At 57.3% G+C, this 25554-nt stretch carries 42 protein-coding genes, 2 tRNA genes and 1 pseudogene; 24 read left to right on the top strand and 21 right to left on the bottom strand.

What is annotated here, in order from left to right:
- Window positions 1-10: 10 nt before the first annotated feature.
- From BN873_RS15925 to xseA, 3 genes are all read right to left on the bottom strand, one after another.
- Window positions 11-835 (bottom strand): alpha/beta hydrolase, encoded by an 825-nt coding sequence (locus tag BN873_RS15925; RefSeq protein WP_048676008.1) that lies wholly within the window; start codon window positions 833-835, stop codon window positions 11-13.
- Window positions 836-869: 34 nt separating this feature from the next.
- The gene (locus BN873_RS15920; RefSeq protein WP_048676005.1) at window positions 870-1208 is read right to left on the bottom strand and encodes a PilZ domain-containing protein; all 339 of its coding nucleotides are present in this window, start codon (window positions 1206-1208) and stop codon (window positions 870-872) included.
- A gap of 85 nt (window positions 1209-1293) precedes the next feature.
- Window positions 1294-2673, bottom strand: coding sequence for an exodeoxyribonuclease VII large subunit (gene xseA / locus BN873_RS15915; protein WP_048676004.1), 1380 nt, complete (start codon window positions 2671-2673; stop codon window positions 1294-1296).
- 197 nt (window positions 2674-2870) lie between these two features.
- On the opposite strand from xseA, the gene guaB reads away from it, so the two are divergent.
- The 4 genes from guaB to tadA all read left to right on the top strand — a co-directional run bounded on the left by guaB (window position 2871) and on the right by tadA (window position 8627).
- Window positions 2871-4334: an IMP dehydrogenase gene (guaB, locus tag BN873_RS15910; protein WP_048676002.1), complete on the top strand. Its 1464-nt coding sequence runs from the start codon at window positions 2871-2873 to the stop codon at window positions 4332-4334.
- Between the two features lie 63 nt (window positions 4335-4397).
- Entirely contained in the window at window positions 4398-5978 is a 1581-nt protein-coding gene (guaA, locus tag BN873_RS15905) for a glutamine-hydrolyzing GMP synthase (protein ID WP_048675999.1), read from the top strand.
- A 21-nt stretch (window positions 5979-5999) separates the two neighbouring features.
- The gene (locus BN873_RS15900) at window positions 6000-8108 is read left to right on the top strand and encodes a PAS-domain containing protein (RefSeq protein WP_048675997.1); all 2109 of its coding nucleotides are present in this window, start codon (window positions 6000-6002) and stop codon (window positions 8106-8108) included.
- 3 nt (window positions 8109-8111) lie between these two features.
- Complete coding sequence (gene tadA, locus BN873_RS15895) at window positions 8112-8627, top strand: tRNA adenosine(34) deaminase TadA (RefSeq protein WP_048675994.1); 516 nt, start codon at window positions 8112-8114, stop codon at window positions 8625-8627.
- On the opposite strand, the gene BN873_RS15890 is transcribed toward tadA, so the two are convergent.
- On the bottom strand, window positions 8614-9966 hold the full coding sequence (locus tag BN873_RS15890; protein WP_048675991.1) for a hypothetical protein: 1353 nt from the start codon (window positions 9964-9966) through the stop codon (window positions 8614-8616). The genes tadA and BN873_RS15890 overlap by 14 nt on opposite strands.
- 131 nt (window positions 9967-10097) lie before the next feature.
- On the opposite strand from BN873_RS15890, the gene BN873_RS15885 reads away from it, so the two are divergent.
- Window positions 10098-10190: transfer RNA gene (locus BN873_RS15885), tRNA-Ser, on the top strand.
- 2 nt (window positions 10191-10192) lie between these two features.
- On the opposite strand, the gene BN873_RS15880 is transcribed toward BN873_RS15885, so the two are convergent.
- The 17 genes and pseudogenes from BN873_RS15880 to BN873_RS15805 all read right to left on the bottom strand — a co-directional run bounded on the left by BN873_RS15880 (window position 10193) and on the right by BN873_RS15805 (window position 17909).
- Window positions 10193-11239, bottom strand: coding sequence for a tyrosine-type recombinase/integrase (locus tag BN873_RS15880; RefSeq protein ID WP_048675990.1), 1047 nt, complete (start codon window positions 11237-11239; stop codon window positions 10193-10195).
- Window positions 11240-11274: 35 nt separating this feature from the next.
- Window positions 11275-11421 (bottom strand): annotated as a pseudogene (locus tag BN873_RS21395) (helix-turn-helix domain-containing protein); the annotation flags it as partial.
- The gene (locus BN873_RS15875; RefSeq protein ID WP_048675987.1) at window positions 11421-11789 is read right to left on the bottom strand and encodes a beta barrel domain-containing protein; all 369 of its coding nucleotides are present in this window, start codon (window positions 11787-11789) and stop codon (window positions 11421-11423) included. The gene BN873_RS15875 and the pseudogene BN873_RS21395, both read right to left, overlap by 1 nt.
- On the bottom strand, window positions 11782-11922 hold the full coding sequence (locus BN873_RS20540; RefSeq protein ID WP_171820508.1) for a hypothetical protein: 141 nt from the start codon (window positions 11920-11922) through the stop codon (window positions 11782-11784). Before BN873_RS20540 ends, BN873_RS15875 begins: the two co-directional genes overlap by 8 nt.
- Window positions 11923-11975: 53 nt before the next feature.
- Entirely contained in the window at window positions 11976-12443 is a 468-nt protein-coding gene (locus tag BN873_RS15865) for a hypothetical protein (RefSeq protein WP_048675981.1), read from the bottom strand.
- A gap of 372 nt (window positions 12444-12815) precedes the next feature.
- Window positions 12816-13556: a hypothetical protein gene (locus tag BN873_RS15855; RefSeq protein WP_048675976.1), complete on the bottom strand. Its 741-nt coding sequence runs from the start codon at window positions 13554-13556 to the stop codon at window positions 12816-12818.
- Complete coding sequence (locus BN873_RS20665) at window positions 13553-13981, bottom strand: hypothetical protein (RefSeq protein ID WP_053085424.1); 429 nt, start codon at window positions 13979-13981, stop codon at window positions 13553-13555. The genes BN873_RS15855 and BN873_RS20665 overlap by 4 nt, the downstream gene beginning before the upstream one ends.
- 8 nt (window positions 13982-13989) lie before the next feature.
- Window positions 13990-14274: a hypothetical protein gene (locus BN873_RS15845; protein WP_048675974.1), complete on the bottom strand. Its 285-nt coding sequence runs from the start codon at window positions 14272-14274 to the stop codon at window positions 13990-13992.
- A gap of 35 nt (window positions 14275-14309) precedes the next feature.
- On the bottom strand, window positions 14310-14468 hold the full coding sequence (locus BN873_RS20535; protein WP_171820507.1) for a hypothetical protein: 159 nt from the start codon (window positions 14466-14468) through the stop codon (window positions 14310-14312).
- Window positions 14469-14548: 80 nt separating this feature from the next.
- Entirely contained in the window at window positions 14549-14776 is a 228-nt protein-coding gene (locus BN873_RS15835; protein ID WP_048675968.1) for a hypothetical protein, read from the bottom strand.
- A 55-nt stretch (window positions 14777-14831) separates the two neighbouring features.
- Window positions 14832-15128, bottom strand: a complete 297-nt coding sequence (locus BN873_RS15830) for a hypothetical protein (RefSeq protein ID WP_048675965.1) — start codon at window positions 15126-15128, stop codon at window positions 14832-14834.
- Entirely contained in the window at window positions 15125-15274 is a 150-nt protein-coding gene (locus BN873_RS20530) for a hypothetical protein (RefSeq protein WP_171820506.1), read from the bottom strand. Before BN873_RS20530 ends, BN873_RS15830 begins: the two co-directional genes overlap by 4 nt.
- 43 nt (window positions 15275-15317) lie before the next feature.
- Entirely contained in the window at window positions 15318-15674 is a 357-nt protein-coding gene (locus BN873_RS15825) for a hypothetical protein (protein WP_053085423.1), read from the bottom strand.
- Between the two features lie 189 nt (window positions 15675-15863).
- Window positions 15864-16283: a hypothetical protein gene (locus BN873_RS15820; RefSeq protein ID WP_048675963.1), complete on the bottom strand. Its 420-nt coding sequence runs from the start codon at window positions 16281-16283 to the stop codon at window positions 15864-15866.
- Window positions 16258-16671, bottom strand: coding sequence for a helix-turn-helix domain-containing protein (locus BN873_RS15815; RefSeq protein WP_048675960.1), 414 nt, complete (start codon window positions 16669-16671; stop codon window positions 16258-16260). Before BN873_RS15815 ends, BN873_RS15820 begins: the two co-directional genes overlap by 26 nt.
- Window positions 16628-17086, bottom strand: a complete 459-nt coding sequence (locus BN873_RS19705; protein ID WP_082161346.1) for a type II toxin-antitoxin system RelE/ParE family toxin — start codon at window positions 17084-17086, stop codon at window positions 16628-16630. The genes BN873_RS15815 and BN873_RS19705 overlap by 44 nt, the downstream gene beginning before the upstream one ends.
- 115 nt (window positions 17087-17201) lie before the next feature.
- A complete protein-coding gene (locus tag BN873_RS15805; RefSeq protein WP_082161345.1) occupies window positions 17202-17909 on the bottom strand; it encodes a LexA family protein in 708 nt (235 codons plus the stop codon).
- A 38-nt stretch (window positions 17910-17947) separates the two neighbouring features.
- On the opposite strand from BN873_RS15805, the gene BN873_RS19700 reads away from it, so the two are divergent.
- The 19 genes from BN873_RS19700 to BN873_RS15720 all read left to right on the top strand — a co-directional run bounded on the left by BN873_RS19700 (window position 17948) and on the right by BN873_RS15720 (window position 25507).
- Window positions 17948-18181 carry a Cro/CI family transcriptional regulator gene (locus tag BN873_RS19700; protein ID WP_082161344.1) on the top strand — a complete coding sequence of 78 codons (234 nt, stop codon included), beginning with the start codon at window positions 17948-17950 and terminating at the stop codon, window positions 18179-18181.
- Window positions 18178-18390, top strand: coding sequence for a hypothetical protein (locus BN873_RS20175; RefSeq protein ID WP_139031752.1), 213 nt, complete (start codon window positions 18178-18180; stop codon window positions 18388-18390). Before BN873_RS19700 ends, BN873_RS20175 begins: the two co-directional genes overlap by 4 nt.
- A 220-nt stretch (window positions 18391-18610) precedes the next feature.
- Window positions 18611-19063: a hypothetical protein gene (locus BN873_RS15800; protein ID WP_048675951.1), complete on the top strand. Its 453-nt coding sequence runs from the start codon at window positions 18611-18613 to the stop codon at window positions 19061-19063.
- On the top strand, window positions 19060-19392 hold the full coding sequence (locus BN873_RS15795; RefSeq protein WP_048675948.1) for a hypothetical protein: 333 nt from the start codon (window positions 19060-19062) through the stop codon (window positions 19390-19392). The genes BN873_RS15800 and BN873_RS15795 overlap by 4 nt, the downstream gene beginning before the upstream one ends.
- Window positions 19389-19583: a hypothetical protein gene (locus BN873_RS15790; RefSeq protein WP_048675945.1), complete on the top strand. Its 195-nt coding sequence runs from the start codon at window positions 19389-19391 to the stop codon at window positions 19581-19583. Before BN873_RS15795 ends, BN873_RS15790 begins: the two co-directional genes overlap by 4 nt.
- Before the next feature lie 56 nt (window positions 19584-19639).
- Window positions 19640-19825 (top strand): hypothetical protein, encoded by a 186-nt coding sequence (locus tag BN873_RS15785; protein WP_048675942.1) that lies wholly within the window; start codon window positions 19640-19642, stop codon window positions 19823-19825.
- Window positions 19822-20214, top strand: a complete 393-nt coding sequence (locus BN873_RS15780) for a hypothetical protein (protein WP_048675939.1) — start codon at window positions 19822-19824, stop codon at window positions 20212-20214. The genes BN873_RS15785 and BN873_RS15780 overlap by 4 nt, the downstream gene beginning before the upstream one ends.
- Window positions 20207-20551 (top strand): hypothetical protein, encoded by a 345-nt coding sequence (locus tag BN873_RS15775; RefSeq protein WP_139031751.1) that lies wholly within the window; start codon window positions 20207-20209, stop codon window positions 20549-20551. Before BN873_RS15780 ends, BN873_RS15775 begins: the two co-directional genes overlap by 8 nt.
- Window positions 20552-20583: 32 nt before the next feature.
- Window positions 20584-20871, top strand: a complete 288-nt coding sequence (locus BN873_RS15770; protein WP_048675931.1) for a hypothetical protein — start codon at window positions 20584-20586, stop codon at window positions 20869-20871.
- A 222-nt stretch (window positions 20872-21093) separates the two neighbouring features.
- A tRNA-Met gene (locus tag BN873_RS15765) sits at window positions 21094-21170 on the top strand.
- A gap of 61 nt (window positions 21171-21231) precedes the next feature.
- The gene (locus tag BN873_RS15760; protein ID WP_048675928.1) at window positions 21232-21954 is read left to right on the top strand and encodes a hypothetical protein; all 723 of its coding nucleotides are present in this window, start codon (window positions 21232-21234) and stop codon (window positions 21952-21954) included.
- 6 nt (window positions 21955-21960) lie between these two features.
- Complete coding sequence (locus BN873_RS15755) at window positions 21961-22404, top strand: hypothetical protein (RefSeq protein ID WP_048675924.1); 444 nt, start codon at window positions 21961-21963, stop codon at window positions 22402-22404.
- Window positions 22404-22799 carry a hypothetical protein gene (locus BN873_RS15750; protein ID WP_048675920.1) on the top strand — a complete coding sequence of 132 codons (396 nt, stop codon included), beginning with the start codon at window positions 22404-22406 and terminating at the stop codon, window positions 22797-22799. Before BN873_RS15755 ends, BN873_RS15750 begins: the two co-directional genes overlap by 1 nt.
- Window positions 22796-23083, top strand: a complete 288-nt coding sequence (locus BN873_RS15745) for a hypothetical protein (RefSeq protein ID WP_048675917.1) — start codon at window positions 22796-22798, stop codon at window positions 23081-23083. Before BN873_RS15750 ends, BN873_RS15745 begins: the two co-directional genes overlap by 4 nt.
- Window positions 23080-23955, top strand: coding sequence for a hypothetical protein (locus BN873_RS18920; RefSeq protein ID WP_053085421.1), 876 nt, complete (start codon window positions 23080-23082; stop codon window positions 23953-23955). The genes BN873_RS15745 and BN873_RS18920 overlap by 4 nt, the downstream gene beginning before the upstream one ends.
- The gene (locus BN873_RS15735; protein WP_048675913.1) at window positions 23942-24748 is read left to right on the top strand and encodes a hypothetical protein; all 807 of its coding nucleotides are present in this window, start codon (window positions 23942-23944) and stop codon (window positions 24746-24748) included. Before BN873_RS18920 ends, BN873_RS15735 begins: the two co-directional genes overlap by 14 nt.
- Window positions 24745-24948 carry a hypothetical protein gene (locus tag BN873_RS15730; protein WP_048675910.1) on the top strand — a complete coding sequence of 68 codons (204 nt, stop codon included), beginning with the start codon at window positions 24745-24747 and terminating at the stop codon, window positions 24946-24948. Before BN873_RS15735 ends, BN873_RS15730 begins: the two co-directional genes overlap by 4 nt.
- Entirely contained in the window at window positions 24945-25274 is a 330-nt protein-coding gene (locus tag BN873_RS15725; protein ID WP_048675906.1) for a hypothetical protein, read from the top strand. Before BN873_RS15730 ends, BN873_RS15725 begins: the two co-directional genes overlap by 4 nt.
- Window positions 25271-25507, top strand: a complete 237-nt coding sequence (locus BN873_RS15720) for a hypothetical protein (RefSeq protein WP_048675902.1) — start codon at window positions 25271-25273, stop codon at window positions 25505-25507. The genes BN873_RS15725 and BN873_RS15720 overlap by 4 nt, the downstream gene beginning before the upstream one ends.
- Window positions 25508-25554 lie beyond the last annotated feature (47 nt).

Genomic DNA, 25554 nt, shown 5'->3' with positions numbered 1-25554 from the left:
AGGCCGCGTTTTACGCTGTGGCGGCTTCGCTCGGATTTGTCACGGCTCGCTCAATCCAGCTCAACAGATAATCGGCCGCATCGCGCCAGTTCTCCTCCAGCATCATCGCGTGCGCCATATTGGGGAGAATGTGATGCTCGGCCTGATAGAAACGGGCCGTTTCCCGGATCAGCGCCGGCGAGATGAACGTGTCGCGTTGCGCTCCCAAGACCAGCAGCGGTGTGTTCGTCGCTTGCCCCGGTTTCAAGCGCAACGGGTTCAGGCCCATCATGTCCAGCGACACCACCTGCGATTCGGCCTGCATATAATGGAAATACTCATGCAGCTTCGCGTTCGGTATATCCGGGGAAAACAGCAGACGCCGCATCATATCGATTGAGCCATAATTTGGACCCAGCAGTGAAAAGAGCGCCATTTGCTGGAACAGGAAAGGATGGCGCATGGCCATGTGCAGATTGGAAGGCAGCAAGCCTTGCGGCGGTACCGAGGCCATCAAGATAACGCCCGCAATCCGGGGTGAGTTTTCCAGATATTTCTGGACGACCATGCCGCCCATCGAATGGCCAATGATGATCGGCGGTTGGGTCAGTTTAGCCGCTGCTTGGGCCAGATCGGTGACGTAATCCGCTAATCGCCAGATGTGCAAATTCGGGCGACCCTCGCTGCGACCGTGGCCACGCAGGCTAAGGGCGTGCGCTTCATAACCTTTTTGCGCGAAAAAAGGCAAAAAGTAGACCTCCCAGACGCGGGCATCGGTAAAGGAACCGTGCAAGAACAGGAGCGGTGGCCCGTTAGGGGCTGTTTCCGGGCGACGGCTGAGAATTTCTAGCTCCATAGCGGGTGTCCTGCAAGGGTGAGGGAGTGGTTACTCAAGACCACATCGGATAGCGAGCATGCAAGTAGCGTTGCTCAGCCAAAAGGATTGAAAAGGGAATTTCTCGGTTGAGGTGGAGGGCCACCCGTTCATTTTGAGAGCGCACTACCACGCCTTCGACGGCAACCCGCGTCCCTCGCCGGAATTGCAGGATACCACTGATATTCTCACGCATCGCGGGCAATGGTGGCTCAGTCATGACGTAGTGTAAGCCGCGGGCCGAGACATCGATCACGGCAAAGGATTGGCTCGCGATCAAAAAAGCGGGTCGCTCCGAGATCGGGAAGCGGATGCGATGATGTTGGCGGCGTTCTTGTTCTGATGAGGAAGCCATGTGGGCAAATCCCGGTGGCGGGAGCAAATGAAATGATTATGGCGCGGCTGAAGGGCGATTTCCCGGTATCTGACCGAAAAGGGCGTCAAGTCGGTTGGCGATACGTGGGTGGCGTGTTCGGGAAGTCTACCCCAGAAAGGGCAGTGATTTCACAGTGCAAGCGGCCTTCACTCAACAGCACTTCCAGGGTTTCACCGACTGTGGTTTGACTGGCTCGGCGCAAGATAGCTCTATCGGTTGGTCGCCGCAGGATGGCGTAGCCGCGCTCTAAGGTTGCCAATGGGCTGAGGACCTGGAGTTGGCCGCTGAGGGTTTGGTTGCGCTGCGCGGCGACCCGCACGCGCTGGTGCATCGCGTGACCCAAACGCCCGGCCAGTTGTTCCCATTGCCGACGCTGGGTACGCACGCGGTCGGCGAGCGCCCGCGCGCCCAAACGCCCGGCTAAGCCGTTGAGGGCAATCCGTTCACGGTTCATCTGCTGATATAGCGCTTGCCGCAGGCGCTGATCCAGTTCATCGACACGCTGGGTGTGGCTTAGCAGGCGGCGGCGTGGCTCCTGCCGAACCAGGCGCTGCTGCAAGCCATGCAGATGTCGGCGCTGGCGATGCAGCGCTTGTTGTATCGCGCGCTGTAAACGCTCGTCGAGCGAGCCGATTTTTACAAGCCACGCCAGCATGTCGGGGCCGGCTAGAGCGGCGGCGGCCGTTGGGGTAGCGGCACGGGCGTCGGCGGCAAAATCGGCGATAGTGACATCGGTTTCGTGGCCGATCCCCGCCACGACCGGGATAGAGCATTGGCAAATCGCCCGAACCACCGTTTCGTCGTTGAAGGTGGCCAAATCCTCCAGCGAGCCGCCACCCCTTACCAGCAGCAAGACATCGCAATCCTGGCGCTGGGCTGCGAGGTGCAGGGTACGGGTGATGTGCGCGGCCGCGCCTTCGCCTTGGACTGGCACCGGATAGACCAGCACCGGCAGACTGGGGCAGCGCCGACGTAATGTCGCCAGGACATCACGGATTGCCGCGCCGGTCGGCGAGGTGATGACGCCGATTTGGCGAGGAAAGGCGGGTAGGGGTCGCTTGCGTTCGGGTGCGAACAATCCTTCTCGTTCCAACTTAAGACGCAATGCGTCGTAAGCGCGCTGCAATGCACCGGCTCCCGCTTCTTCCACGTAATCAACGATGATTTGATAATCACCACGCGGCTCGTACAGACTAACTCGGCCCCGCACCAAGACCTGCTGACCGTTATGCGGGCAGTCGCGGAATAAGAACGCTCGATTTTGAAAGAGCGCACAACGGATTTGCGCGCGGGCATCTTTTAGCGAGAAGTAAAGATGCCCGGAAGAGGGGCGCGTTAAATTCGATACCTCACCTTCGACCCACAATGAAGCGAATTGCCCTTCCAACAGCGTGCGCGCTTCCTGGTTCAAGCGAGAAACGGTATAGGTCTCACGAGTAGCCATCAGAAAATTTCACCCTTTCGTATAGAGCGCCGTATTTTGGATTTTCACAGGTTGAATCGTAGCTATCCCTATTGATAAATAACTGAAAATGGCAAGCGGTCTCGCTCTTATGGGCCGTGCATCCGTTGTTTACCGTCTGCCGGTGCTTAACGTAAACTAACTTGCTTTATTTAGCTAAGTTCTGAGGCTCCGCCGCCATGCGCATTGTGCAAGAAGCTTTAACCTTCGACGATGTTCTCCTGCTTCCCGATTATTCTGCGGTGCTGCCCAAGGACGTAAGCCTGAGAACCCACCTAACGCGGGCTATCACCCTGAATATTCCATTGCTTTCGGCAGCGATGGATACCGTCACGGAATCGCGGCTGGCCATCGCGCTAGCGCAGGAAGGTGGCATCGGCATTATCCATAAGAATATGCCCGTTGAAAAACAGGCCCAAGCAGTTCGGCGGGTCAAGAAGTACGAAAGCGGGGTGATCACCGATCCTATCGTGACGGCGCCGACGACCACCATTCGTGAGGTTTTGGCCCTGACCCGCGCTCATCATATCTCTGGCGTGCCGGTGGTGGCTGGGGAGGATCTGGTCGGTATTGTGACCAGCCGCGATTTGCGGTTCGAAGATAATTTGGATGCGCCGGTCAGCACCATCATGACCCCCAAGGAACGGTTGGTGACCGTGCGAGAAGGGTCTGGGCGTGGCGAGGTGGTCGAACTGTTGCACAAATATCGCATTGAAAAAGTGCTGGTCGTCAATGACCGCTTTCAATTGCGTGGCATGATCACGGTCAAGGATATCCAGAAATCCAGCGATTACCCCATTGCCTGCAAGGATGAGTGGGGTCGGTTGCGGGTTGGCGCGGCGGTCGGCACCGGCGGTGATACCGAAGAGCGCGTCGCGGCGCTGGTGGGGGCGGATATCGACGTGATCGTAGTCGATACTGCGCATGGTCATTCCCGCAATGTGCTGGATCGGGTGCGCTGGATCAAGACCCGCTACCCGAAAGTACAGGTCATTGGCGGCAATATCGCTACCGCCGCCGCCGCCCGTGATCTGGTGGAAGCGGGCGCGGATGCGGTGAAGGTGGGCATTGGTCCCGGCTCAATCTGTACCACCCGCATCATCGCGGGGGTCGGTGTGCCTCAGATCAGCGCGGTCGCCAATGTCGCCGAGGCGTTGCGCGATACCGATGTACCGGTCATCGCCGATGGTGGGGTTCGCTACTCCGGCGATCTGGCCAAGGCGGTCGCCGCCGGCGCTCATACGGTCATGATCGGCAGCCTGTTTGCAGGGACTGAGGAAGCACCCGGTGAAGTCGAGCTGTTTCAGGGCCGCTCCTATAAATCTTACCGGGGCATGGGTTCCATCGGCGCGATGACCCAGCAGCACGGCTCCAGCGACCGCTATTTTCAAGAAGGCAGCGCGGTCGAGAAATTGGTACCGGAAGGCATTGAGGGGCGAGTGCCTTACAAAGGCAGCGTGCTGGCGATCATCAATCAATTGATGGGTGGGTTGCGCTCCAGCATGGGCTATGTCGGTTGTCAAAATATCGCTGAAATGCGGGTCAAGCCGGCCTTTACGCGGGTAACCAGCGCCGGGATGCGGGAAAGCCACGTCCACGACGTGACGATTACCAAGGAAGCGCCGAACTATCGGGTTGATTGAGAACTTCCAATTACCCCACCACACCATGCGCTCTTCCCCGTTACGGGGGTAGGAAATGATGCTATGACCGCTCGCGATATTCATCTCGACCGTATTTTGATTCTCGACTTCGGCGCTCAATACACGCAGTTAATTGCACGCCGCGTGCGAGAAATCGGTGTTTATTGCGAGATTCATCCCTACGATGCCGAGCCGGCTGCGCTACGCGCCTTTCATCCGCGCGGCATCATTTTATCGGGTGGTCCGGAATCGACTACTGTGGCGGATGGCCCGCGCGCGCCGCAAGTGGTGTTCGACCTCGGCGTTCCGCTGCTGGGTATTTGCTATGGTATGCAAACCATGACTGTGCAACTGGGCGGTGCGGTTGAAGCAGCAGGCCACCGTGAATTCGGTTACGCCCAGATTCGTGCTCATGCCCATTCCGCTTTGTTGCGGGATATTGAAGACCACGCCAGCCCGGAAGGGTACGGTTTGCTGGATGTCTGGATGAGCCATGGGGATCGGGTCAGCGCGTTGCCTCCGGGATTTACCCGAATCGCCAGTACCGCAACTTGCCCTATCGCCGGCATGGCCGACGAAGAGCGGCGCTGGTACGGCGTGCAATTCCATCCTGAGGTGACCCATACCCGGCAGGGTGAGCGCATTCTGCGCCGTTTCGTGCTGGATCTGTGTGGTTGTGAGGCGTTGTGGACCACCGGCAACATCATTGAAGACAGCATTGCCGCTATCCGTTCGCAAGCCGGTGATGATGACGTGCTGCTGGGGCTTTCCGGCGGGGTCGATTCCTCGGTGGTCGCCGCCTTGCTACACCGGGCTATCGGTGATCAATTGACCTGCGTGTTTGTCGATACGGGCTTACTGCGTCTGCACGAGGGCGATCAGGTCATGCGCACCTTCGGCCAGCATCTTGGGGTACGAGTGATCCGGGTGGATGCCGAACACCGGTTTCTGGCCGCCCTCAGCGGCATCACCGATCCAGAGCAAAAGCGCAAAATCATCGGGGCGCTGTTTGTGGAGATTTTCGAAGAAGAAGCCACCAAACTGCGCAACATCAAATGGTTGGCGCAAGGCACCATTTACCCGGATGTCATCGAATCGGCCGGCGCCAAAACCGGCAAGGCGCACGTCATCAAATCCCACCATAATGTGGGCGGCCTGCCGGCGGCGATGCGCATGAAGCTGATTGAGCCACTGCGTGAACTGTTCAAGGACGAAGTGCGGCGCTTGGGTGTGGAACTGGGTCTGCCCTCGGAGATGGTCTATCGCCATCCTTTCCCCGGCCCTGGGCTGGGGGTTCGCATTTTGGGCGAGGTGCGCAAGGACTCTGCTGATTTGCTGCGCCGGGCTGACCATCTGTTCATTGAGGAGCTTTACCGGCATGAGCTTTACGCCAAGACCAGCCAGGCGTTTGCGGTATTCCTGCCGATCAAATCAGTTGGGGTGATGGGCGATGGCCGCCGGTACGATTATGTCATCGCCTTGCGAGCGGTGGAAACGGTCGATTTCATGACCGCCCGCTGGGCGCAGCTACCGTATGAGTTTTTGGATTTGGTCTCGCGCCGGATCATCAACGAGGTGCCCGGTATTTCCAGAGTGGTCTACGATATCTCAGGCAAGCCACCGGCGACCATTGAGTGGGAATGAGGTTGACGGAGGGTCGCTCTCATGTGCGAATCGCCCGAAAAATCGCCACCCGAATTGCGCGGATTGCCAGATACCGAGCGGGGCCTGTGGACGCTGGCCAGCCTGGATCATTTGCGTGAAGCGATCAGCATCGTTGACAAAGATCTGCGCTTGCAAGTCTGGAATTGCCGCTTTGCCGAGCTGTTGGGTTTTCCACCGGAATTACTCCAGGTTGGCCTACCGTTCGCCGTGCTGTTCGATTACAACGCGCGGCGCGGTGAATATGGCCCTGGCGATCCGGCGACGCTGGTCGCGGAACGGCTTGATTTGGCGAGGCAATTTCAAAGCCACAGTTTCGAGCGTACTCGCCCCGATGGCACCGTATTAAAAATTCGCGGTGAACCCATCGACGATGGCGGGTTTATCACCCTCTACGAAGATATCACCGCCCGCCAGCACGCCGAGCTGGCCTTGCGCGCTAGCTATGAACAATTGGAAGAGCGAGTCCGCGAGCGCACCGCTGAGCTGCAAGCGCTCAATGCCCAACTCACGCGCGAGATTGAAGAGCGCCAACGCATTCACACCGCCCTGCGCGAAAGCGAAAATCGGGTGCGTCTGATCACCGATACCGTGCCGGTTTTGATCGCTTATCTGGACGACCGGCAGCGCTATGTGTTCGTCAATCAAAAGCACGCCGAATGGTTTGGGCTGCCGGCCGAGGCGTTTCTCGGTCAGCCGTTTGGGGATGTGCTGGAGCCAGCCTTGGCCCGCCGGTTGCGGGGCCACCTGGCGACGGCATTCGATGGCCAAAGCACCCATGTCGAGTACGAACTGGCCACCCCCACCGGCCGGATGTATGTCCGCTCCTATTTCATTCCCCATATCACCGAGCGCACACGACATGGCGCAGAGCGCGTGGTGGGCTGTTTTGTGCTCGGTGAGGATTTGACCGAGTTCCGGCAAACGCAAATGGCGCTCAATCAGGCACAAAAACTGAAAGCGGTTGGCCAGTTGACCGGGGGTATCGCCCACGACTTCAATAATCTGCTGACTGTCATCCTTGGCAACCTTGCCGCCGTCGAGGAGGTTTTGTGTGAACAGCCCGAACAGTACAAGGCGATCAGCACCGCGATGAATGCGGCGCGGCGCGGCGCCGATCTTACGCGCCGCTTACTGGCTTTTTCCCGGCGGCAAACGCTTCAGCCGTGCTTGTTGTTGCCGCACCAGCAATTACAGGAAATCGCAGAACTGCTAAAGCGGACCTTGGGTCCGAGCATTGAGCTGGAAACGCTGGCCGACGATTCCGTGTGGGCTATTTGGGTCGATCCTGGCCAGCTCGCCAACGCGGCTCTCAATCTGGCGATCAATGCCCGTGATGCCATGCCAGGTGGTGGTCAATTGCGAATCGAAGCGGTCAACGTGACACTCGATCAGGCTTACGCCGGCCGCTATCCCGATGTCATGCCGGGCGACTACGTTCGTTTCAGCGTGGCTGACACCGGTACCGGCATGGCCCCGGCGGTGCTGGAACAAGCCTTCGAGCCGTTTTTTACCACCAAAGGAGTCGGTGATGGTACTGGGTTGGGCTTGAGCATGGTGTATGGATTCGTGCAGCAATCCGGTGGCCATGTGCGAATTCACAGCCAGATAGGCAGCGGCACCACAGTGGAATTGTATCTGCCGCGTTATATATCCAAGGCGAAGGCGCAAGCGCCGGTTTCAGCGGCAATCCCTGCCAGTGAAAGCCCACTGCGCGGTCGGGAGTCGATTCTGTTGGTGGAAGATGACCCGGATATCCGCTATTTCGTCGCGCGTGCATTGCTGGGATTAGGTTATACCGTGCGCGAGGCGGCCAACGGCAAGATGGCCCTGGAGATTCTAGAGATCGATACTTCACTGGATCTGTTGCTGAGCGATATGACAATGCCGGGAGGACTCAGCGGCTTTGATTTAGTGACCGAGGCTCGGAAGCGGCGACCGACTCTCAAGATTCTCTGTATGTCCGGCTATACCGATTGTATCGAAGCGAGCCTGAAACCTCTGAAGTGTTCGCTACTGGAGAAGCCCTTCCTGAAACACGATCTGGCGCGCGCGGTGCGTTTGACGCTCGATAGATCCGTCGATTCAGTGAGTCCGAATGGACCCGTTTGAGCGATGGATGAGGATTTGGCACAGATCGAGAGCCAGGATCGGCACTGGATGCGTGTTGCGCTGGGCTTGGCTGTGCGAGCTGCGGCTGTCGGCGAAGTGCCGGTTGGCGCGGTGCTGGTGCGCTTGGGTGAAGCCATCGGTGAAGGTTGGAATCAGTCCATTGGTGCCTGCGATCCCACTGCCCACGCCGAAGTCATAGCGCTGCGGTCGGCTGGCAGGCGCATCGGCAACTACCGATTGCTTGACAGCACCTTGTACGTCACCCTGGAACCATGCCCCATGTGTGCCGGCGCTCTGGTGCAAGCGCGCGTCGGGCGGGTGGTGTTTGGCGCTCCCGACCCACGCGCTGGCTCGGCCGGTTCGGTGTTTAATTTACTGAAATCGCCGGTGCTGAATCATCGTGCCGAGGTTTGTGGTGAAGTGCTAGCGGAAGAATGTGGAGCGCTACTGCGCGATTTTTTCCGCGCCCGACGTGCTAGGCCATCCCCTGGCGATCCGTTTACCCTCAGCGCTGATTGAACCCGCTTTCGTTGAAAGAGGGTGCTTGAGGTGCGCGCTGTCCCCAGGATTGAGGGGGTCTTGGCAGCGACTGACGGGGTATCACGCGAATCTCGCGGTTTGGCTGGGCAGGCTGCTGAGCAGGCTGAGTCTGGTTAGGCTGTTGTGTTTGCGTGGGTTGTATCAGATCTTCTTGACGCCGCCTTACAAGATCGGCGGTTTCTTGTTGCCGCCTTTCCTCCAGTAACACGGCTTGCCGCTGCTCTTCTTGTCGCTGTTTGGCCAAACGGGCTTCTCGCCGCAAACCTAAAAGGGTGGCGCTTTTAGGCGTGGCCCGCAGACCTCGGTTAATGTAGGCCAAACCTTCGTCGATTCGGCCTTGTTGTAGGCTCTGCTTAGCGATGTCTTGGTAGTATGTGCTAATGCGCTGGATGCCTTCAGTAGCGACCGGATTGGTCGGTTCAAGCTCAAGAACGCGCTGATAGCTTTGCAGCGCGTTGCCGCTGGGCGGAGAGATGAACTTTCGGTTGGCCATTTGTTGCTGGGCGTCAACCAGTAATTGCTGGATTTCTTGTTGCGGCGCCACGGCCGGAGCGCTTTCGGCAGTCGCTGCATCAGGTTGTGGCGTCGAAGCTGGCGTCGAAGGATTAGCTTGCGCAGCCGCTGCATTCGCTTGCTCGGGTACGGCTGCGGATGGTTGTCCGGTGGCGTTCGGGTCGTTAGCGGGAGCCGGAGCCGTCATTGATTCCGGTAATGTCGTCGTAACGGTGATAGCGCCGATCTGTTCCGGCGGCACTTGCGTGGCTGGGGTCTCGGTGGGCAAGACCTGCGGGGTGATGGGTGCCTGTTGCGATGCGAGCGGAGCCTGCGCAACCGCTGGTGCCGCTGGTGCCGCTGGTGGTGGACTGGTTTCAGGTACCGAGACTGCCGGCGGTGTTGGCGCTACTGGGGCCAAACGCGCAGCTTGTGGATCACTGATGTTTTTTACGAGTTGTGGTAAATCTTGCAATAACGGAATTTGTCGGAAAAAGCCGATGGCTATCGCGCAAGCGGCTATAACCGCGCTCAAATAGAGTGCAAACCGCTTCAGCCAATGGAGAAGGTGGTCTTGGAATCGGGCTGGGGGTTGAGCAGCAGGTTGAGCAGGTTCAGCCAGTTCAACGGGTGGCTCGGAAGGTACAGCGGGCGCTACGGGAACGTGTCGGCGTTGCCACTTCGGCAGAGCATTGCGCACCTTGCGCCAAAAAGCTTTGCTGTGTGTAATCAAATCAGCCACCAGGGGGCGACCGGCGGCGTCATGGCGGTCAGTTGGTGAATTGACAGACCGAAAATCGTAGCTAAGTTGAGAGACCTGTTTCATTGCGTCTTTGCCGGCCGAGCGAGATTTTTGTTTAAAGGTTTTATACCAAGGAAACAATCAATAGGGATTGGCAAAATTTGGCGATACAGTACAATATAAAGCTCTTTCGCATTTGCTCCAAATCCTTTTCTGGAGAGGTACCGAAGCGGTCACAACGGCGCCGACTCGAAATCGGATGGGGGTCTAACCACCCCACGTGGGTTCGAATCCCACCCTCTCCGCCAAATCAACAGGTTATCCTCCCATTCCGGTAGGCCGAAAAATCGGCAATATCGGACTGTGCTGATAATGTGTCGGGTATCCGTTCTGCGGCCTCTCGCAGATGCTCGACATTGAGATGTGAGTACCGTTCGACCATGGCGAGCGTAGACCAACCACCCAGCATTTTGAGGTGTTGCGGATCAACGCCAGCCTGTGCCAGCCACGATGCCCAGGTGTGGCGTAGATCGTGGATGCGCAACCCAGGCACCCCCGCATCCGCACACACCCGCTGCCAGGTGCGATGATCAATCCAGCGGTAGGGGCGACCCTCCACGGTAAACACGTAGTCTGGGTGGTGGCCTCGACACGCATTTAATACGGTCATCGCCAGCCCATTGAGCGGGAGGCCGATGGCTTTGCCGCCCTTGGCATCATCGGGCGTGACCCACAGTTGCCGGCGGGCCAAATCAATATGATCCCAGCGCAGTCCTAGCAGATTGGATTTGCGCAGCCCCGTAGCGAGCGCAAACCGGATGACCGGCTGCAAGTGAGGGGGTGCGACGGCAATGAGCCGGGTAGCTTCTTCGCGGGTAATCCAGCGGCCGGGACTAGGCGGCTCGCGTTCCAGCCGGATGATGGGGGCTTTATCGAGCCACTCCCACTCACGTTCGGCTTTGCGGAGGATGGCCCTGATGGTGGCGCGGTAGCGATTGCGCGCGCCTGGTGTTTTGAGTTGGGGATGGCTGGTGAGGATTTTAGAGAGCCGATCATGGGTGATGGCGCCCAGCGGCTGGCCTTGTAGGGCAGGGTAGAGCAGGGCTAATCGCTGGCGATCCCCGCGCCAGTCCTTTTTGTGTTTAGCCTCCTCTAGCCATTTGATGATGGCGTCCTCCCAACGATAGATCGGACGCTCGCCAAATTGCACCTGCCGCCAGAGTTCGGCGCGACGCCGGGCGATCCACTCCTCTGCGGCCCGCTCATCGGCAGTCCCAGTACTTTCGCGCACTGTGCGGCCGTTGACCGTAATGCGCGCCCACCAGTAATGCGACCCGTCGCGTTTGTAGAGACCCATGCTGTGCTCTGCGGCTCCTCCTCCCGTGTTGCGATATAGTCTACCAGTGCCGCACGCGAAAACCGCCATCCGCCTAAGCCGAGTCGTCCCGGAATGATTTTGGCTTTGACGCGCCGGCGCACCGTCTCCGTGCTGCACCGGAGCAATTTAGCGGCCTCTTTGAGGGTGAGGATGTCAGTCATTACGGCTCAATCCCCATCGTTTTCGCCAATCGCTCAAGCTCGTCTATTGACATGCGCTCAGCAGTTCCCCTGATCTTGTCAAGCAGTCGCGCTTTGTTAAGCTTCGCTCGTTGGCTTGACATAAAATCGTCATAGCGCTTCTCATCGTAGGGCGCGATGCGGTATCGACTGCTTCCTTTCATTTGCCCAGTTTTTTTGTAATACGGCCTGCTGTGGCCATCAACATAAATGAGACGCGCTGTAACCCGGCTAACGATATCGTAGCTCAGGTCTGGGTTAACATGACCAGCGACATCCATTTCCACCAACACCGTATCGCCGGGCTTGAGATCGTAGAGAGAGCCAATAGCGCTATTTAATTCACTCATTGCTTTCCCCCATGACCGCCGCTTTACAGAGGTGGATTTCAACCTGCTCAAAGAGTAGCGACGCGCATTGCACAGCCTCGTGTTGAGCGCACGGGATGACAATATCCCCACGCTCGGTAGCAATCACGATCATTGCGGTCTCTTGGCTTTCTGGCGTGCCGAGCCATATTAATTTGCCGGTTATTTTCACTGGATCTTAATCTCCGGGTCCTTTGTAAAAAGGAAATCAACCCCGTGCTGTCCGTTTCGCACGAGTTCAAGATATCGATCATCCCATTCTAATTTCCGCTTTTTCGCTATTTCGAGCAGTTCCGGTACCTTGGCTTCGGCTTCTTTTTGTGAGAGGCAATAGACCGGCTGGTAATAGCGGTCTTTATCGAGCACGATCCATTGCTTGCCATGATTATGAAACGCCTCCAGTACGGGCGTTTCAGGCGGGCGCGGTGGGATACGCGGGATTGGGACGATAGCGACGGCCTTTCTTAGGCACTCGCTCAGCAGTGGGTCATCTACGGTATAGGCATCCACTACATATTTGTTGTTGCGCAGCGTAATCGCAAAGCCGAATTTGATGCGATAAAGATTCCAGCGTTCGTATTTCCGGTTTAGTTCGGCCACTAATGCGTCACAGTCGATTAAATCAGCGTTATTCAAAGCAATCCCCTCCCTAAATTTTCCCAAGACAACCGGACGGAAAAAGCTCAGGGCTGAAATTTTCGGCGGTGTAGATCATGGAATACGTTGCTCCGATTGCGCTGTTGACTTTATCCCTTGCCTCAGAGTGAGTCAGCGCGTCAACCTCAACCCAGCCATCCGGGAGAGACGAGAACTCTCCAAAAGTCGGGTGCGCTTCCGTTCTGTACCTCTGCCCGAATGTAACCAAAAACGTGCTCATACCTATTGCAACTCCTGAGATTGGCTGGTCATCAAAACGGAATATCGTCGATAAAATCCCCACCCGCTGGCGCCTGAGCGGCCATCGTAGCGGCGTGGTGGGGGTTGCTGAGGGGTGGGGCGGACATTTGGTCATGCCAAATCCGGAGCGTTGCCAGTCATAAGTAGGTAGGCTCGCTCGGTTGTTTCGGCATCAATGGCGTTGTAAATCAGGATTTCCTGATAGCGCCCTTCTTTGTAAAGCCGTGGGCAGTCCGACCCTTTAATGACTTGCTTCGGTTGTGGCAGACCAAGGATGCGAGCGATGACTTCCAGCGAAACGAAGGGTTCGTTGTGATATTCGGTCGAGAAATAGCGAATCTGGCGCATTAGATCGAACATCGGGGGCGAACCATCGCCAGGCATCAACGCACACGGCAAATAGAGGCGGTGGCGCATGTAGGCATTGCGCAGCTTGCCGATATCAAAGCCAAAATTTTGGCCGACTAGCTCCGTGCTTTGACAGGTGCTGGCGTTCAGCAAGACCCGCAGCGTCATGAGCAATCCTTTTTCGTCCTCACAAGGCAACACCACCCAGCCAGGGATATCAAAGGAATCATTGCCCATGCCGTTGAAGAGGACGGCTATGCGGTCTGTTTTTAAGCTCAAGCAGGTGATGGGAGAGGCATCAAGCAGCGCCGCTTTCCGCTCTATTGCCGCTTCTCGCTCGGGTCGCTTACGCTCCACTGTCTCCGCTTTCCAATTTTTTGGAGCCTTGAGTAGCTCCTTGGCCACTGCAACCGCTGATTCGTCGGCGTCTGCCGTCTCAATATCCATGACGGCGTAACGGGCTGGCTCCGTGCTATGCGCCACAATCGGAACAATGCCCATCATGACCAGCGCCTCCCGCCGTTGTAACCGCCACGGTTCCCGCTGTAGCCGCCACCACCATAACCACCGGAGCGACCACCCCAACCACCGGAGTTTCCGCCGTTACCGCCCCAGCCGTTACCACCATCTTGATTACGCGGCTGCCAGGCATCGACGGGATATCCGGCATTGGCTAGCCCTTGGATGGCCGCCAACAGTGCTTGGGGGGATTGGCCGCATTCGGCGGGTAAGTGCAGGTCTACCCGCACTGAGCCGATAGGCGTCTCGATCTTGACCGGGATTGAGATGCCGGTGATGGGCAAGGCAGCGGTTGGGGCTGGTTGCGTCCAACCCCCCGCAGAATTAACAGCTGCCGGTTGCTGCTGCGCTTGAGAGAGCAGCGCCAAGAGCGCTGCTTGCATATCAGGGGCTTGCTGTTGCTCAGACATGTCGTCTCCTAAAAAACTTTGCCAAGGACGAAGCCGACCACCACCAGCATGACGCCGACCAGTGCACGGGCGACAACAGCGGTTTCGGGATCGATGAAGTGCCCAACCGGTGTGGCGTAGCCCGCTGGCGTTTGTGGCCCGCGTGTGTCGGGGTGGATGAACTCTTGCACTTCGTCAAGGTGCAAGAGATCACGCACCAGGTGCGGCGGCTTGTTCTCCGTGCGCTCAATGGCGGCCAGAATCTTTGGCGTGACTTCGGCCCGTGTCACGGGCGATTGTTTTTTGTATCTCATGGGGGTCAGCCCGACCTTGCGGCCGGGCGCTCCGGTTAGGCCGCGACAGCGGCTTGATGGTGTTCGAGGTATAAATCGACGCACTGATTCCACTGCTCAAGCGCTGTCGCCGGGGTCCGGCAGATTGTTAGCGGACACTGTTCCTCTGGTATGGCGGCTTCCACGAACTCGTAAACGCCTTTGTCGCACTCCATGGATGCGCACTCGTACTGGTGCTCATTGGGGATAAAGATGATCAGCCTTGGTGCTGACCCGCAAATTGGACACGGCTTGGCTACCATGGCAAATCCTCCAGGGCGGTCGCCTGAGCGCATAGAGTGTCTTCGTAGGCTAATAAATCGCTGACCGCTGCCTTTCTCGCGTCCTTCATCGCTTTCTGAAGCGGTCGGCTTGCGCGATGAATCGCCCGCCCAACCATCCGATCTAAGCGGCGGCGTTGCCTCTCTGGTAAAAATTGCGCCGCTACTAAATTTGGGGTACGCTCTAACTCAGCAATGTGCATCTGTTTCTCTCCGATAAGGCCGCCTTGGTGCTGTCACACCAAAGGCGGTTTTTCATTAGGCCGCCAACCTCAGCCGCTGAGGTTTCTGATGCGTGAATTGTTTTAAGTAGTCCTCTACTTCTTCCTTGTAGTGCTGTACGTCCACAAACTCGGTCACGTCTGTTTCCACAAAGTGCGGCCCTTGGTGGCCGTCCCCGTTGCGGTCGTACCAGTAGTCTCCAGCCTTGGCGACTTGACGTAACGCCTTGACCGCGTAGACATCCACCCCATCCGGGGCTTCGTCGTAATAGACCCTGGCATCGTAGGATTGCCCGTTGATTTCTACGGTTGCAAAGTCATAGGTGAGGATCATGCCGCTACCTCTTTCCGCTGATCAGCGATGGCCAGTTCCCGCCAGAACGCCAGGCACGCATCACGTTCCAGTGCGGCCCGGCGGTCTAGCTCTTTCTTGATTTCCTCTACCTCTCTCGCAATCAACATTTCTTTGTACTGCTGCATGGCTCATTCCTCTCAAAAAGCCCGCATCGGCGGGCCGTCGCTGTTATTCGGCGGTGTCGTATAGCTCAAACCGAGCGCCATCGACGTGAAAAACCATGAACTCGCCATCGTTCTCATCGAGGCAGCCGATCCTGAGCGTTAGCGGCTCGCGGAACTCCACGCTGCCCTCGTAATTCGTGCCGCCGAATACAGGCTCAGCAAGCACTTGGATTACCACGACCGGCGCCCCATTGGCTGGGAAATTCCTGTTTTTCATCCCTGGTTTCCAGGTCACCAGGTCACCGGCCTTAAAATTGGCCGGTCTTTCGTATTGCGCAAACGCATCCCGCAGTTGCTCCTGTGTCCCGCCGATGACAACCTGCCTGCACTTTCGCGCTGGGCTTGTGTTTACGTCTCTCATTCTCGTTCCTTCAAAAAGCCCGCCCCTTGCGAGGCGGGAATAACCACCATTGGAGGATTTGGCCCGTCATCCGGGTAGGTGGGTGGCGGGTTGAGAGCAATAGTAAGCTAACTTACATAAGAAAGCAAGCTTACTTTTTCATGCAATAAAAAACCCCGCGTAGGGGCGGGGTGGCTGGAAAGAATTGATCTAGGGGGCCGTGGGCGCGGAGGGCTTGACCATAGCCATAGGAATTGGCCCAAGGAGAGAAACGCCCCAAGGGCCGCGCGCTGTTAGCGTTGCAAGTCGTTCGCGCATCGCACCAATGAGTATGTTGAGGCCGGTGCTAAGTCCTTGGTGACGTAGCTGCTCGGTCATTTCCTGATCAGTGAGCAAAACGGCGAAGGCCGTTAGAACAACAAAGTAGGCCGCATTACTGTCGTGCGTCTCGTCAACTTTAATGCTGACCTGTACAGCAATGGCGTTCTTACGGTCATTAATCGTCAGCTCATTAGCCTCAATATGGAACGGGCTGCCTTTTTGATCCTGCTTAGGATCATGCGTCGGGTTGGCCCGCACCTCTTGATGCGAGAAAGAGAGTTCTTCAAGCTGCCAAGGGTAGCTGGTCATCGCTTGTTTCCAGATCAAACGCTTTCTGAGAAAGAGGTTTCTGGGCTGAAATCCACACTTTGCTACTCGCTACAGGCATCTTCGGAGAGGAGAAAGACTCAACCCATCGTACCTTGGCGCTATCGCGCGCTACGTGTATGCATAGCTTTCCTCCAGCCGCCCTAGCCAACAAGGCCATCGTTCTGATGGTGAGATTGGCATCACCGCGCATCACCTTGGTGATATAAGCAGAGCTTGCCCCAATGCGCTCTGCCAGATCGACTTTACGTAACCCTTGAGACTCCATTAGATGCTCTAAGGCAACGGCAAAATCGATTTTTGCGCTTTCGACGCAGTAGTCCTGGTCATTTTCTAAGCCAATAAACCAATTCAGAGCATCCATCGACATCTTGCACCTCACAGAATTCCAGATTTCCCAGTTGTTTGTCTCGCTGATAAGCAGCTTGCAGCTTCAAGACGCTATCAATATCCGCTTTATCAGTTGCTTGTTGTTTTTTGATCACGCTGTGACTCAGGATCACCAAGCGCCAATCGTCCAGGAAGCAGTAAAGTCGCACCCTGCCTTTAGAGAATCGCCAAACGTTTGTCCCTGTTTTAGCCTGGTGAAAAATTTCAGAGTTCAGTCTGAGCCGGCCGCCCTCTGCATAACGCTGAAGTATCGCCCGAAGTCCGATTGCGCTAGCTTGATGCGCAGAATCAATGCTTTTGAGATCGCTAAGCGCAGGTATGTAGATAACATCATTCGCCCGCTCGAATGGGGCAAGAATGGTATTTTGATGATGAAATAGCTTAAGAAGTTTCACATAGTTTAACTTATAGGTTAACTTTCAGAAACCACCCGCACCGCCAATTTAAATACACCAACTGAAATAACTTCCCGCTGCTACCTCTTCCCCTTGCGCCGCTCCAGACGACACGCTAGACCGTCCACCGCGACGCCATGATGACCACACCGATGATTTTGCAAAGCGAATCCAGTTTTTGCAGCGGATAGCGTGGATTGAGGGGCGTGAGATACCAGACGCCGCCTTCCTTGGTCAGTCGCTTAAAGGTCGCCTCATCGTCGCCATTGAGGGCAATCACAAGGTTCATCGCCTCGGCTTTGCGGTCAGGGTCAACAAAAATAATGGTTCCCGGTGGAAAATCCGGCTCCATGGAATCCCCGTCAACCCGCAAACCGAAGACATTGGGCGTTTTGAAGGTAACCGGTAGCCACTCCAGCGGCTCATCTAGCGCAACATCCGGCTCCCGCCAGCGGCCCGCGCTCACCCAAGAGATGATGGGCACCATGCCCCGAATGGGGGGTCCGGGCAAGACGTTGGAGGGTTCGTAGATCACAGGGGGTTGGTCGGCTGGGCCGCTTCCCCTGCCGTATAGCAGCCATTCAATGGAGACTCTAAGCGCCGCTGCGACTCTGTGTAAGTTTTCGCCATCCAATGACTTGGTTTCGCCTGTTTCCCATTGCGTAACGGCAGGGCGTGAGACGTTCACCAAGTCCGCTAACTGCTGCTGAGTTAACTTCCTTGGTCTAAATGCCAGTCGCGCTTGCTTGATGCGGTAGCCAATGTCGTTATCCGCCATGTAAGAAATCTTACTATCCAACGCTTCGTAAGTAACCGTAAGCATATTGACAATTTATTGGTAAGAGTGCTTACTATATAGGTATGAATGCTAATGACTTATCAGACCTGGTTAGGTACTTCGGAACTAAAGCTGCAATCGCACAAGCGCTGAATATCCGACCGCAAGCGGTTTATCAGTGGAAGGGGAAAGTCCCTCCACTCCGAGCCTTAGAGTTAGAGAGACTCACTCAAGGGCGCTTAGTGGCGCGCTCCCGACCTGGGCTGTACTGCTACATCCAACCCACCCCCTCCATGGGCCAGGAGGCGGCGGCGTGAACGACTGGCAACGAGTCCGCAGCATGGACGGCTGTCGAGACGCACATCGGTGGGAGCCAGGCGTCCGACGGGGGTTTGTGTCCTCGCTTTGCGGGCAGTGGGCGTATTACGCCGACCTGCTCTATCCCGCACAACCGCAGGATATCCGCTGTCCTCAATGCCTGGCGATCCGGCCTGCTGCGAGCAATCCACGCCAGGAGGCAGCATGACCGACTGGCGCATCTCTCCTGGCTCCAACACCGCCCACCTCTGGCGGACATGGGGTTTTTGCGCAACGCCACACTCCCGCAGCCTATGCCACGCAGCAATAGCGCCAACAGCGGAATTGCTCGCTGCGACGCCCGAATCGATCCATTGCAAAACGTGTGCGTCGCTAGAAGCGGCAGCGGATCAATTTTCAGCGGCCCTCACGCAGCGGAGAGCCAAGCAATGACCGAATCCCGCCAATCCCGATATGCCCTGGAGCGCGCCCAACCCGTGCGCTACATCGTCACCGCCGAAAACTTGCTGCACTTCCAGCACCTTGACTGCACCAAGGGGCCTGGCTACTGGAGCATCGGTGATGGCGATGCCAGTCTCGCGTACTACTGTCCCTACTGCGGTGTGCTACTGGCGCCGCCGGAGGGCGGGAAGGCCCCTCGTCAACTCCCAGCCCAGAACCCCCCCGTGGAAACCGGCCGCGTGCGCTTTGGCGATGACGACGCCGGGCTGTTTATCCGTGGTGCCGAGGCTCAGATGTACCCGGCTGCGCTGCGGTTGGCTGCGTCGTATTTGCGCTGCGCGAAATACTGGGTCAATGCCGGCATCCTGGACATGCTGGCCCAGTGCATCGATGAAACCGTCGAAAACGGCGCCTCCAGTGGGCCGGAGAGCACGCCATGATGAAGTGGCGCCGGGTTTCAAGGTTTGCCATCGCTCATGTTTGGGATCTGGGAGATTGGGACCTTGTGTACCCCATCTGTGAAACCGCTCCCCCAGAGCAGGAGTACATGCTGGAGTGGGTTGAGTCAGAGGAGGTCGGCGTCACGTACTGCGAGCAATGCCAGGCCCTCGATAACCCCGTGTCCTATCGACAGAACGACTTGGCCCTCGATTACTCACCGTGCCTCACGCCACCCGCCGAATCATTGCCGGGCGTTTCGGCGGCGTTGGCCGGTAGCGCCGGCGGCGGTAGCGATGCCATGGATACCGATAAGGGAGGATCGGCGTGAAACATCCTGATGAAATTCGAGACATCGTTTCGGCGCTCCGGTTTAACGCAGTGGAATTTAGAACCATCAACGCCGTTGCCAAAGCCCGTGGGCTGTCCTTTGCTACCGCCGCGCGCATGTTGGCACTGGGACAAGCGGAAGAGGAACTGGCGTTGATGCGACAAAAGCATGAGCGTCGGAGCGCTGCATAGGAAGTTACTAAGAGTTACTCATTTGATCAAAAAACAACCAACTCTAGGAGCGCCCTATGCCGACCGTGCAACCCCTACCGGGCGCGGATCAGACCGTCATTGCGGAATTTGCTGCCTATTGGAACTGCTCTCTTGTCGAGGCGGAAGAGCGACTGGTCAGGATGGCACTAGTCAAATTGCCCGATCCGGGGATTGAGAGCGCCAAGAACGTGTACCAACTGCCAACCGAGATGCAACAGTGACCCCGCCGATCACGCTCTACCAACGTCACCGCCTCCTGGATGAGGTGACCCAGAGGCCAGGCCAATCGACCCAACAATTGGCTGCGCTGATCAGCGTCAACTACAAAGTGGCCTATCGGGCGCTCCGACGCCACGCCCTGGCGGGGTTGGTGTACTCCATATCAATTGGCGGGATGGGTGTCATGCAGCAAGCCAGCCGCTGGTGGCCCTGCGGCGTGGAAGCCACCCTGGAGGATATCAGCGCGCGTTTTGCCCCCCGGAAGCCCAAGCAGAAGCCCGCCAATGCGCTAAGTGGCATCACCGAAGCCGATCTCTATTACCACCGCTACTGGAAACTCCCGAAAGAACAGCGGGCAACGATGCCGTTCCCGGAGGCGTGCCGTGACTGAGCCATCAACCTGTTACCGCGTAGGCGATGAGCATCCGGCAACGGTAAAACAGTCCCCACCGACTGAGAGCCGTCATATCCCGATTGTCTGGCTAGTGACGCATGACCTGGAGCGGCGGGCGGCTGAAGGCCGCGTCAAGTACGGCACGTTGCTACGGGGATTTAACGGCCATGACGCGCTCACGGATGCCTATCAAGAAGCGCTCGATCTGGTCATGTATTTACGCCAGTTGATGTACGAGCAATCGGCGCTGGCAGCCGAAAACACCCGACTGAAAGCCGAGATTGTGCAACTGAAAGAGATGCTCGAAAAACGCACCGTTGACGATTTGAAGTGATTCCCAACCACAACCCATAGGGGTTCCCCGTTATGACAATAGCAGTACAAATCACCCATCAGGGCGAAGATCCAACGCGCGCGCTAGCCGTGTGCGACCCAACCTACACCGGACAAGCGCCGGTGATTCCGCTGAGGGCGGGCGAATCGCGCGTGTGGGCCGTCCACAGCGGTAATAGCTTGGAAATCAAGGAGATTGCTGTTGAGGAATTAGCTGTTGCCGAAGCGGCCGACGCGACGGAAATCGGCGAACAGGCCGCCGAAGAGGCTGGTGATCCCGATACCGACGAAGCCGGCACTGAGCCGGAAACCACCGAATAACTGAGTAGGCCAACCGATGCGCTCAATCGTCGCGGGCTTCTTGCTTTCTCCCGTGCCGCCCCTTGTGCATCGGGGCCTACCGGACTGTGGGTTGTCCGGGCCGTTCTTGCAGCGGCTAACAAACCCATCGGCAGCCGTGGCAGGTCGTAGCAGCAAAAACGGCAGCGTTACTTCTCTGAGTGGTTTGCCCCGCCCCGGCCGGGCAATGCCGGGACTGATTGCAGCAGGGTGGAGCAGCCCGGTAGCTCGTCGGCCTCATAAGCCGAAGGTCGCAGGTTCAAATCCTGTCCTTGCTTCCAACAAAAAACCCGACGCTGGGAAAGAGCGCCGGGCGTATCAACGCAACCTGAGCGAGTCGTTATGTTGAATGCCGCATTGGTTGAGGTTTCAGAATACGGTAATGGGGTTATCAATACCGAAACCGGGGAATTGGTTGAAATCCAAAGCGCGCCGCTTCCTATGGTGTATGAGCGCGCCACCAAAGCCCTGGCGGAATGCAGCCGCATCGACGAATGCAAAGACTGGGCGAATAAGGCGGAGGCATTGGCCAGCTATGCCCGCCAGTCGAAAGACGACTCACTGCGTAAGATGGCCGACCGGATTCAGGCAAGAGCTATTCGGCGCTGTGGGGAACTGCTGAAACAGATTGAGGCAGGGAAGAACCGCTTTGATGAACGTAGGCATGACGGTAGCGACACTCCTATTAATCGCACCGAAGCGGCCGCTCAGGCCGGACTCTCCGAACGCCAGAAAGTCACCGCCCTTCGTGTCGCTAATGTACCGCAGCCTGTGTTTGAGGAGGCTGTAGAAAGCGAAAGCCCCCCAACCATCACCCAACTTGCCGAGATTGGGAAGCAAGCAAAGTTCCCGGTTCCAGCTATCGATTTAGAAGGTATAGACCCGGCTCATTTCGCGCGCGCCACTGAATTAAAAGGCAGCCTAAGTCGCCTAGCGTCATTTTGTGAAAAGCAAGACCCATCTGCAATAGCCAAAGCCTTCAAGCCGCAAGAGATCAAAACGGTGCGTCAATACCTTGCCGTCATTGAATCATGGTTTGATTGTTTTGTTGTTAATCTGGAGTAAAGCGCCATGTATTCGATCAGCAAGTTAGTCAAAGAAATCGCAGGCTATACCGACAGCCTTGTGAAGCAAGGTATTAGCCTACAGCCTGATTTTGTAACGCAAAAAATCCTATCCGATCACCCAAACATCATTGGTGATGATTCTGATTTTTATACTTGCGTTGCAAAAGAAACGATCCGTGACCAGGTGGTAAAACGCATTAGGAAATTCAAGGTCAAGCCGGAAGATCAAATTATACCGGATAGCCAAATCGTCATGCCTGGCTTTGAGCGCGTACAAATCGCCTATGTGATCGAAGTCAACAGAGAACAGATAGCGGTTCCCCTCATCAAGATGACGGCCAGTCAGCGCCGCGCAAAAGTTGCCGAACTTAGGGCGATGGGATCAGGTTGTTATCAGCACGCTGATGAATTAGAGCGCTACGACGAACTTTACCCAGCCGCCGCCTAATGCCACGCGCCTTCCGTCTCGTGCCAGACAACCCCAAAGAGGTTGACCGGCAAGCCGAGATCATCCGCTATTTAATCGCAGAGCCGAAGGTGAAATTCATCATTCGGGTGAATGGCGGTGGGCGATTTATCAAAGGCGCGTTTGTGTGGTTTTACAAACTGTTTGTGAAAGGCTACGAACCGCAGCATGGCAAGGGCGTATCCGATCTCATTGGGCTGTTGCGCGATGGCCGGTTTTTTGCCATTGAAGTGAAAAGGCCGGACAGTGAAACCAAGCAAGACCGGGCGGCTTTACAAGCGGCGTTTTTGAAGATAGTGCAAGAATCAGGCGGAGTTTCCGGTATTGCCGAGACGTGGCGAGATGCAAAAAAGATTATTACTGGAGAGCAGGCATGAGCGGATTAACAGCAGAGCAACATCGACAACTCCTAGAGTCTATCCGGCAATGGGGCTGCTCCCAAGATCGCATTCAGAGCGAGCAGGGCCACCAGGCCGCATTGGCCGAAACACTCAAAAACAAGTGCGGCATCAACGAAAAGCATTTCAAGCGCGTCGCCAAAGCCTATTGGGCGGATACCGTTGAAAAAGATCGGCTAGACGCCGAAACGCAGCTTGATCTATTCGAGCAATCGCGTGTTTTCGCCTCTGTGTCCTCTATCTCTGAGGAGTCGCTGCCTTGAGCCGTATCCGAACAGTTAAACCGGAATTGTTCCGGCACGAGGCTTTATTTGACGCAGAATTAGCCACCGGGCTGCAACTGCGCTTAGCCTTCATTGGCCTATTTACAGCCGCAGATTGTGAGGGTCGCTTTGTTTGGCGGCCAAGAACGCTAAAGCTAGATGTGCTGCCGCATGACACGGTTGATTTTTCCGCCGTTTTAAATGCTCTTGAAAAATACGGCTTCATCAAAAGCTACGTTGTGAACGGCGAAAAGTACGGCGTCATTCCCTCGTTTACCAAACACCAATTTATCCAAACCAAAGAAAAGGAACGAGGGAGCGAAATTCCGCCATGCCCAGCGCAACCGACTGAAATCCAAGAGAACGAACCCGGAATCGTACCGGAATCGTACCGGAACGAACCTGGAATCGTACCGGATTTACAGGAAGGGAAGGGAAAGGAAGGGAAAGGAAGGGAAGAGGAAGGGAGTGTACCCGCGCCAGCGCGGCACGCGCCCGCTCGTTCGATCCCGTTGCCTGATGATTTTTCCATCAGCCCAGCAACCGAAACGTGGGCAGAGCAACACGGCTACGACCGACTGCCGGAGCATCTCGAAGCGTTTAAGGGCAAAGCGCTGGCCAAGGATTACCGCTATGCCAATTGGCAACAGGCATTTCGCAACGCGGTGCGCGACGACTGGGCAGGGCTACGCAAAGCGCCTCCAGCGGCTCCAGGAGGTGGCCGCGCAACCGGCAGGGCCTATGACCCGGCCAGCAAACGCGCCGCACTGGCCGAACACAACGGCGGCGCGCTCTCGGCCTGGCTGGGCGGCGTTTCGCCCACGGCCGCAATCCCTGCTCTCGCGCTGGAGACCGACCATGCAACCCACTGACAAACCGGCGTTCGGCCTGTTGGTGACGGGCTATTTGCAGGAAATCTACGAAAAATCCATCACGCCAGCGCTGCTGAACGTCTGGTGGGGAACGCTGGCGGGGTATGCGCTTTGCGATATCGAGTCGGCCTTTGCGCGCTATGTCGCTCACCCGGAGGATTGCCGGTTTGCACCCAAACCCGGCGATATCGTCCGCCACATTAACCTTGTCCAGGGGGATGATGGCCGACCAGGAGGCGATGAGGCGTGGGGGATGTTGCTGCGGCTCATCCGCGATGAGGCCGAAACCGGTGTCCTGTCGGAGGAGATGCGCCAAGGCTGGGCAGCGTGCGGCCCGATCCTGGCCGAAGGGGACGAGGTTGGCGCAAGGCGCTGTTTTTTGGATGTTTATGATCGCTGCGTGCGGGAAGCACGAGCCGGGCATGTGCCGCCCCGATGGACTGTAACGCTAGGGACCGATCCCACACTACGCGACCAGCGCATCGCCGAAGCGGTCCAGGCCAAACGGCTGACGCGAGATCATGCCGTCGGGTTGCTGTCGGGGCCGGCGCCAGCATCACTGGAGCAGGTCGCCGGGTTGCTGGAAGGTCCAGAAGCGCCACCGGAAGAGCGTCAAGCCGCCCATCGGCTACGCGAATTAGCAGCGATGTTGCGGCAAGGGATGGCCGATGACGCGGAAGCGCAGCGCGCTGAACGGGCCAGGCAACGAGCCGAAGAGGAAGCGCGAAAGGACGCCTTGGTGGCGCAAATTGCCGAGTATCTGGCTCAGCGCGGTGATGAGGATGCCGCATGAGCACACCGAGCGATCTAGCCCGGCGCATCTACGCCAATCTTTGCCAATCCCCAACCCGTAGCCTCACTACCGAGGCCGCGATGGAGCGCTACGACCTGTGGGGCGATGGCCTAGCGGCGGTCGTTGCGGCTAGCAATGGCTATCTGCGCATTCGTTCGCCGGGCTTGCTGGAGGCGGTGCCACAGGAGAGCCGGCGATGACGGCCGCGTTGCAAGAGCGCCGTTTGGAGTCGCGCTATCGGACTGCGCTGAAGGCTCGCGCCGACTGGCTGGAATCGCTGGAACCTGGAGACTCGGTGCATCTGGTGGTCAGCCTGCCCGATAGTGATGTCACCTACGCGGCCACCGTGGGCAGCATCTGCGCGGATAAAATCATGCTGTTTGTGGCAGGCGGATTTCCCGGTGCGTTCGTTTGGCGCCAGCACGGCTGCTACCCGCCCTGGCATTGCTACATCAAGCCCGTCGATGCCAATGCGGACGACCTCAATCCGCTGACGGCGATCAAGACCGACTGGAGCGCGGCATGACCTTCGCCACCCTCTTTACCACCGAACCCTACCGCTACACCGGGCCGATGCGCGCTCTCACCGACGTTTCGCCGGTCTACTCGGTCTGCCCGAACTGCAAGCGGGAGTTAGCCCGCACTCACATCCAGGCCAGCGGCTATCAATTCCCGGTCGTCGCCGATTGCCCAGAACACGGCCGCGTCACGCCGATGCTGAGCAGTGTGGTCAATCGCTATCCAGCACAGGCGCGCTAATTGCTATTTAACTTGCGGTTTGATATAACCAAATTGAATAACAAGGC

It is taken from the genome of Candidatus Competibacter denitrificans Run_A_D11, assembly GCF_001051235.1.
In the GTDB taxonomy this organism is placed as follows: Bacteria; Pseudomonadota; Gammaproteobacteria; order Competibacterales; family Competibacteraceae; genus Competibacter_A; species Competibacter_A denitrificans.
Note: the sequence above shows the minus strand (reverse complement) of the source record. Positions and strands in the feature narration are given on the sequence as shown.